This is a genomic window from Paenibacillus sp. VTT E-133280 (assembly GCF_002264385.1).
Lineage (GTDB): Bacteria > Bacillota > Bacilli > Paenibacillales > Paenibacillaceae > Paenibacillus_AQ > Paenibacillus_AQ nitricinens.
The window spans coordinates 1-6155 of sequence record NZ_NFUX01000134.1; the positions used below are offsets into that span (position 1 = coordinate 1).

Here is a 6155-nt window from a genome sequence, read left to right on the forward strand (position 1 = left end):
CCAACACCAACACCAACACCAACACCAACAGTAACACCGACACCGACACCGACACCAACGCCAACAGTAACACCAATACCGACACCAACAGTAACCCCAACACCGACGACTACACCGACTGGCAACACTGCAACGATCTATTATAAGAATACGGCTTACAGTAGCTCTTATATTCATTACAAGCTGGATGGGGCGACAGTCTGGACGACGGCTCCTGGTGAACAGCTTCAAGCTTCTTCTTTCCCAGGATATAAGTCGATTACAATTCAGCTGGGCACTGCTGCCGGACTGACCGCAGCCTTTAATAATGGCAGTGGTACATGGGATAACAACGGCAGCAGTAATTACCATTTTGATGCTGGAACCTGGAGTCTGGTGAACGGAAGTATTAGCGCAGGGGAACCTCAAGCAGACAGTGTGACGTTTCGTGTAAATGTTCCAGCGTCTACTCCGGCGAGCGGACCTCTGTATCTCACCGGTACCTTCAACAGCTGGAATGCAGCGGATCCAGTCTATCAACTGACTAAAGGTAGTGATGGGGTATATTCCATCACACTGAGCTTACCAGCAGGAACAGCGGTGCAATATAAAGTTACGCGGGGCGCTTGGACTAATGTGGAGGTAAACTCGAACGGATCGGATATTTCCAATCGAACGCTTACACCAGCAGGCGGCGCACAAACAGTGAATCTGACCGTTCAGCGTTGGAAAGATCTATGAGTTGCTACTCAAGTGGATCATAATACCTTTCACATGACAAGGAGCGGCCCCCGTGTGGGGCCGCTCCTTGGTAAGTAGTATGAAGCATTTTCATTGCAGAAGATACAGAGTAGTCCAATTACGAAGTTACTCCAGAGAATTTAGTTCTCATCGTAGATTCACGAGGAATTAGTTCTGGCTCTAGTTGCAAATGTTTGTGGGGTGCATCATTGCCACGAATGCGTTCCATCAGTAGCTGCCCTGAAGATACACCCAGCTTGAACGTATCGATATTAAGCGAAGTTAAAGGAGGTGTTGTGTAACGAGACAACGGATATTCATCAAAAGCGGCGATGCCGAGTTCTGATGGAACATCAATTCCGAGTGCTTTTGCGGCTTGAAGTACCCCAAAGGCTACATAACTGTTCATACACACTACAGAGTCTGGACGTTCTTCACGCTGCAGAAGCTCAAGTGCTGCATGATAGCTATCATGTTCATCAGCCTTGCAGTTAATGATCCATTGCTGAGGAACGATAAGGTCAGCCTGCTGTAATGCGCTTAAGTATCCACTTAGGCGATGTGTATAAATTTTTTCCTGCTGCTGCCCGCCTATGAAGGCTATCTTTGAATAACCTTGTTCGATGAGATGCTCGGTTAGCATGCTGCCGCCTGCTTCATTATCGAAATCAACCCAACTTCCGGGGGCCATAATCTCTCCAATGGAGATGTAAGGAAACTCCAGTTGATTTAGTTCTTCAGAAAGTTCTTCAGTCAGCACGGAGTTGTTGGCAATAATACCGTCGACACGTTTGCTAAACACAAGCCTATTTAGAAAATGGCCTTCTGGACTGCTATGTTGCACATTGGAAATGGTCAGCTCGTATTTTAAAGGTGCAATTACGCTCTCGATTCCACCAATAATGTTGTAAAAGAATTGGTTCAGAAACTCACTTTCTTTAGACATATCGACCAGTAAGCCAATATTGCAGCTGCTTTGTCTAGCTAACCCAGTAGCGATACTGCTTGGCGTGTAATTCATTTGCTTGATAATCTCTCGAACCTTTTGTTTCGTTTCCTGCGATATTTTTGGGGAATCATTTAGTACTTTAGATACAGTGGATTTGGCCACATTTGCTGCTTTAGCAATATCAGAAATCGTAACTTTCATCGTCGTCCCTCATAACTTGAAAACGGTATTTGTAACCATAATAACACAAATTTAGCAGTCTCTCTAATGATGAATGAACAGATAGATAGAACGATAAAAGTATAGAAGGAGTTCATAAGTTATGTCTCAATCCTGGTTTATATATCATACGAGCGAAGATCCATTTGCCTATCCTGTAGGTACAGGGACCCTGAAGCTCAGATTATTTACACAAGCTGGACAGCAATTATCCTGTACCGTAATCCACTCGGATCGTTATGATTCTCCGGGGCAAGAAGTTCCTTTGCAGATGGAGCGGATCGGGTCGGCCGGTATTTATGAGATTCACGAAGCAATTATTCAGACCAGCACTAGAAGGAGCAGGTATCTATTCCATGTAGCGAATGCTGCGGGGCAATATGTCTGGTATGGAGAGAGGGGCGCGTCGGAGAATCGGGAACGTGCAGGTTCTTTTCAATATGCATACATTCACCATTCTGAGGCTATGAAGTTACCTTTATGGAGCCAGGATGCGGTGACCTATCAAATTTATCCTAGCAGCTACAATGGTGGAACTCTAAAAGGCATTACGGACAAAATACCTTATCTACAGCAGCTTGGTGTGAACACTATTTACATGACGCCTGTATTTGAGTCTCCTTCTGAGCATAAATATAACACCTCCGATTATTATAAGATCGATCCTGCGTTTGGCGATGTAGAGGGGTTGAAGACGCTAGTCAGTGAGGCACATCGTCATGGAATTAAGGTCATTTTGGATGCCGTGTTTAATCATTCGGGAGATCAATTCTTTGCGTTTAAAGATGTAATGGAAAAGGGCGAGCAGTCTCCATATAAAGATTGGTTTTTTATTCGTTCTTTTCCCGTTACACAGACGCCTGCCCCGAATTATGAAACATTCGCTAAAGCTGAAGCGCATATGCCTAAGCTGAATATGGATCATCCTGACACGGCTAAATATATGATAGAGGTTGCGAAGTATTGGATTCGTGAAACTGCGATCGATGGCTGGCGTCTTGATGTAGCGAATGAGGTCAACCCGGATTTTTGGTCCCGGTTTCGGCAAGAGCTCAAGTCTGAATTTCCTGAAATTCTACTTATTGGAGAGATAATGCACGCTTCTGGGCCTTGGCTTAGAGGGGATCAATTCGATGGTGGCATGAATTATGTGCTTCGGGATGCTATGCTGGAATTCTTTGCAGAGCAGTCAACAGGGCCAGATCGCTTTATGGAGCAAGTACTCCATCAGGAGGCGTTGTATAATGACCAGGCCAATTCGGCGATGTTTCAATTGATTGGCAGTCATGATACGCTGCGTTTTCTTACAGCATGTAAGGAAGGGGGACGTGGCTGGGACCGTGAGAGTACGGCAATACAGCGCATGAGGTTGGCCGTTTTTTTTCAGATGACTTATATCGGTATTCCGATGATCTATTATGGGGATGAGGTTGGGATGGAAGGAGCTACGGACCCTCACTGTAGAAAAGCTATGTTATGGCAAGAGCAAGCTCAAAATACTGCGCTGCTTAAGTGGTATCAAGAGCTGATTTTCCTGAGAAAAAGCTGTGATATTCTACGAAAAGGTAAGTTTCGTCCTTGGTTCACGGATGAAGTCCGTAATGTCTTCGGTTATATACGGGGGACGGGTCAAGAGAAAATAGGTTTAATTATCAATAATTCTCCGAACGCGTACGAGCTTGAGCTTAATGCATATCGTTCAGATAAGAATTTGCTAACCGATTTAATGTCAGGAGCTACTTTTAAAAATAATAACAAGCTTATATTGAGCATTGAACCGTTTGGTTGCTTGATGTTGTACTAAAAGGGTATAAGGCCTCTCTCTGAAGAAAGGGGCCTTATTGTTGTTCTTAATTCGTAGCACTTTTTTTATTTTTGTTCTTTCTGTCTCTATACTCCTGATTCTCCCATTGTTTTAGTAGTGGGAAGGGGTCAAAAGCCCATTCCGTAATCCCTCGGTCACGATAGATGCCAAAATGTAGATGTGGCGGGAATTTCCCTTGTGTTCCTGGATTACCGTAACCGGAGCTGCCGACCCAGCCAATGATCTCACCTGGTGAGACGATATCTCCACGTGAAATGGATTTGTTATACCCGGATAAGTGGGCGTAATAATGGTAACGGTTCTCGATATCGCGAATTCCAATTCTCCAGCCTCCATAGCGGTTCCAGCCTTTAGTTTCCACTAAGCCAATGCAGGTACTGCGTACCGGCATACCTTGCGGTGCAAAGAGGTCAGTTCCTTCGTGGATACGTGCCCCACCCCAGCTTCTGCCGGTTCCCCAGGTGCTACGATAAGAATAAGAATTACTTAAGGGAAGTGGAAAAGCATTACCTGATAGGTCAAGCCGCCCAAAATGTTCATATAGCTTGGCGAACTGAGCTATGCGCTGAGAGGCACGACCATTGTGATAATACTCCCAAATGCCAATGCTAAAATCATTAGCTGAATCACCATATTTCTGCAAGTGTCTAGCCATACTATATAGAACATCAGCATCATTCTCTGGATCGGCGATTCCATCTCCTGAGCCATCACGGCCGAAGCCGTTAAAGAAAGTGATGGATTCAGGAGAAGTATCCTCTTGATCCGGGTTGAGTGGACCGGACCATACGGGTGCTGGAATCATGATTCCAGTAAGACGGTTAGTGGCTGGTTTGTCTGAGGCCCCTTTTTTGGCGATGGTGCGTTCATATTGATCAATGGCTGCGAATCTAAACCAAGGGATTCCAGTGGCTGCGCTCAGTTGATCATAAATTCCCCTACGGGCAGACCATAAGGATTCTTTGCTAGCATTAACAGGATTGCCGCTGCTTTCCACCGGTTGGACTGTAGCCTGTACTGCAGCTGCTGGAACGGGAAGGCCTAAACCACCCCAAAGGATAGCGGCCGCGGACAGACATAACATAGTTCTCCGGTGATTAGTATTCTTAAATAGGGCCAGCAAGATAACAGCCTCCTTTTGTCCGGGCGTAGAATTGAATGTAGGCACTTCGGATGAAGCTTTTATTATAGATTGAAGCAAAAGGCTACTTTTTATCCGTTCTTGTCTAAAGGTACCAGTAAATTCTTCGCCGGAATCGAAGATGGCAGACCCTGCATATTTCACAAAAACAGGCAATTGTAAAGCGCACATGTTATAATATGAGGCAGCATCTTTCATCTGCAGCATCACATTCAGGAGGAAGCGGGGTTTATTATTTTGACGAATAAAACAGCAAAGCAGCCTAAGCCGGATTGGATTAGAATCAAGCTAACTACCGGTGATAACTATCAGGAAATCAAGAGCATGATGCGTTCTAAAACTTTACATACCGTATGTGAAGAAGCTAGGTGTCCGAATATTTATGAATGCTGGGCCAATCGAACGGCTACCTTTATGATTCTTGGAGATATATGTACTCGCGCATGCCGTTTCTGCGCTGTAAATACAGGACTGCCAACAGAGCTGGACCTGCAGGAGCCTGAACGTGTAGCAGAAGCTGCAGAGGGAATGAACCTTCGCCATTGCGTGGTGACCAGTGTGGCCCGTGATGATCTTGCGGATGGTGGCGCCCAGATTTTTGCTGAGACGGTAGCGGCAATTCGTAAACGCCTTCCGTTATGTAGTGTTGAAGTATTGATTCCAGATTTCCTGGGAGAACGGAATAGTCTGGAGATTGTCATGAACAGTAATCCGGACATTCTTAACCATAATATTGAGACGGTGGAACGTATGTCAGACCGTGTACGGGCTAAAGCGAAGTATCGCCGTTCAATGGAACTTCTGCGTAGAGCCAAGGAAATGAAACCGGATATTCCTACCAAATCAAGCATTATGCTTGGGGTCGGTGAAGAGTGGGATGAGATTTTACAAGCAATGGATGATTTACGAGCCGTAAATTGTGATATATTGACTTTAGGACAATACTTGCAGCCTTCTCCAAAGCATTTAAATGTGGAGAAATATTATCCACCAGAGGAATTTGCGCTGCTTAAGGAAGAGGGATTGAAGCGCGGCTTTAGCCATGTGGAATCAGCCCCGCTTGTTCGCAGCTCTTATCGTGCGCATGAGCAGGTGAAATCCGCCGCTCAAGCTCGTGAGGAGCGCGTGGTTTCTTCTAGTTAATTTTTTTATTTTTCAAGGTAGCAGGGGGCTGAAGGAGCGAAGCGATCTGAGTCTCCCACCCCTAGGTTACACATAAAAAATCGTTGATTTGAGTCATTGGAGGGAAATGTTGGAGCTGTAGGAGCGGTAGCGTTCGCCTGAAAGCTTTCCGAAGGAAA

The 6155-nt window shown here is 45.4% G+C and carries 5 protein-coding genes; 3 read left to right on the forward strand and 2 right to left on the reverse strand.

The features are described from left to right. A partial coding sequence (locus CA600_RS30205; protein WP_306440434.1) for a carbohydrate binding domain-containing protein occupies positions 1–720 on the forward strand: 720 nt, incomplete at its 5' end. Positions 721–838: 118 nt separating this feature from the next. On the opposite strand, the gene CA600_RS30210 is transcribed toward CA600_RS30205, so the two are convergent. Then, complete coding sequence (locus CA600_RS30210) at positions 839–1870, reverse strand: LacI family DNA-binding transcriptional regulator (RefSeq protein ID WP_094874779.1); 1032 nt, start codon at positions 1868–1870, stop codon at positions 839–841. 121 nt (positions 1871–1991) lie between these two features. Here CA600_RS30210 and CA600_RS30215 point away from each other — a divergent pair, with 121 nt between their 5' ends. Beyond that, on the forward strand, positions 1992–3692 hold the full coding sequence (locus CA600_RS30215; protein ID WP_094874780.1) for a glycoside hydrolase family 13 protein: 1701 nt from the start codon (positions 1992–1994) through the stop codon (positions 3690–3692). Positions 3693–3738: 46 nt separating this feature from the next. On the opposite strand, the gene CA600_RS30220 is transcribed toward CA600_RS30215, so the two are convergent. Beyond that, positions 3739–4797, reverse strand: a complete 1059-nt coding sequence (locus CA600_RS30220) for a M23 family metallopeptidase (RefSeq protein ID WP_094874782.1) — start codon at positions 4795–4797, stop codon at positions 3739–3741. 294 nt (positions 4798–5091) lie between these two features. Here CA600_RS30220 and lipA point away from each other — a divergent pair, with 294 nt between their 5' ends. Next, a complete protein-coding gene (gene lipA / locus CA600_RS30225) occupies positions 5092–5997 on the forward strand; it encodes a lipoyl synthase (protein WP_094874781.1) in 906 nt (301 codons plus the stop codon). Positions 5998–6155 lie beyond the last annotated feature (158 nt).